The organism is Nostoc sp. WHI (genome assembly GCF_015714725.1).
Taxonomy (GTDB): Bacteria; Cyanobacteriota; Cyanobacteriia; order Cyanobacteriales; family Nostocaceae; genus Nostoc.
Window position 1 is genome coordinate 1 of sequence record NZ_WBKM01000244.1, and the last position, 1,427, is coordinate 1,427.

At 41.4% G+C, this 1,427-nt stretch carries 3 pseudogenes; 2 read left to right on the forward strand and 1 reads right to left on the reverse strand.

Annotation, left to right across the window (positions count from 1 at the left end):
• Positions 1-225 (forward strand): annotated as a pseudogene (locus F8S12_RS40930) (hypothetical protein); the annotation flags it as partial.
• Positions 226-545: 320 nt separating this feature from the next.
• Here F8S12_RS40930 and F8S12_RS24760 read toward each other — a convergent pair.
• Positions 546-686, reverse strand: a pseudogene (locus F8S12_RS24760) (group II intron maturase-specific domain-containing protein); the annotation flags it as partial.
• On the opposite strand from F8S12_RS24760, the pseudogene F8S12_RS24765 reads away from it, so the two are divergent.
• Positions 672-1,109: pseudogene (locus F8S12_RS24765) on the forward strand (helix-hairpin-helix domain-containing protein); the annotation flags it as partial. The pseudogenes F8S12_RS24760 and F8S12_RS24765 sit on opposite strands and share 15 nt — an antisense overlap.
• Positions 1,110-1,427: the final 318 nt, after the last annotated feature.

Below are 1,427 nucleotides of genomic sequence, written 5' to 3' on the forward strand. Positions count from 1 at the left end.
TCCTGCCGTAATCTGGAGACGTACCAGTTTTGGTTCTCAAACCCAGGCTGGTAGCCATTTTGTGCAAAGGATGTTAACTGTTGTGACTACTCCGGAGGCGGAGCGTCTCCGGCTCCGCTCAAGTCTCAGCGTCGAAATGTCTTGGAATTTTTGACTCAAGCCATTAGCGCTAAACGCCAGGGTCAACCAACTCCTTCTTTACTTCCACAAGTTCCTGCCGAGTAAAGTTGCTGTCAAAAATGCTGCTTAAAACCCACGAATTTATACAGTTTGATTTCCCAAATTGAATCAGTCTGCTGTCTGCTTCTTTTGAACTCTAACTCTTTGATGTCAATGGGTTTTACTTTCTTGTAATCAGGACTTACGCACTGTACAAAATGACTATCATGTGTATCAACGAAAATCCGTTGTTTCAGACCATTCGCTACTAGCTTTAGATCACTAGCGTAGGCGCAGCCCGCCGCAGGCATCGCTGGCTAATGGTGAAAAAATCAAACTTAAATGTCTGAAAACCCATATTCATATTTAATTGCTTCTGTCAATGCGTAAGTCCTAGCTCTGTGACTTAGGAACCAAAGTGAGAACCTTGACCCGTCCATCTTGCAGTGGCAGTGGTAGTTCCGCCATCCTCTAACTAAGGGGGCTAATTTTTCAGCCTTGACCTTAGCGCCATAATTCGAGTTGTTGAAGTTCAGGGTATCGCTAAAAAACGAATCAACTTAATCAAAAACGCTTGGGAAACACAGAAAGCTATCAAAGAAGTGATGGTATTTTTGCAAAGCCACGGCGTTTCAACCACGTATGCAGTCAAAATTTACAAACAATATAAAGATGAAGCGATCGCTACTGTCACCCATAACCCCTACCAGTTAGCCACCGACATCTACGGTATCGGTTTTCTGACTGCTGACAAGATTGCTCGGAACTTGGGAGTTGCACCTGATAGCGAATTTAGATACTGTGCAGGACTTGTTCATGCTTTGAGCGAGGCAGCCGAAGACGGGCATTGTTACTTACCACAGCCAGAACTAATTGAGTCAGTGATTAAACTGCTGACTACTGAGGAACATCAGCCAATAGAAGAGGCGATCGCTCTTACTATCAAAGACAGGGAGCAATGCGATTTTGTGAGGTCGGACAAAAAAAGTGCGATCGCTAAAAATTATATTCAAGTACGGAGTGATTTTATTTACAAATAAAATATTGATTCGCAGGAGAATTCATCTTGATGAGATATCTCAAAAAGATTGCTAGTAAGTCATTTGACGATTATTTCCCAAAATATCTGTAACAAGCCTTTGATATTTAGTATCAATTACAGCAACCAATAGCTAAAGATGAGAACGCAAGTATAAAATTAATCAAGCAGTTTGAGGTTTAATAAAGGAATTAAAGATAGAAATACAAAAATTATCCCAACTTCCAGC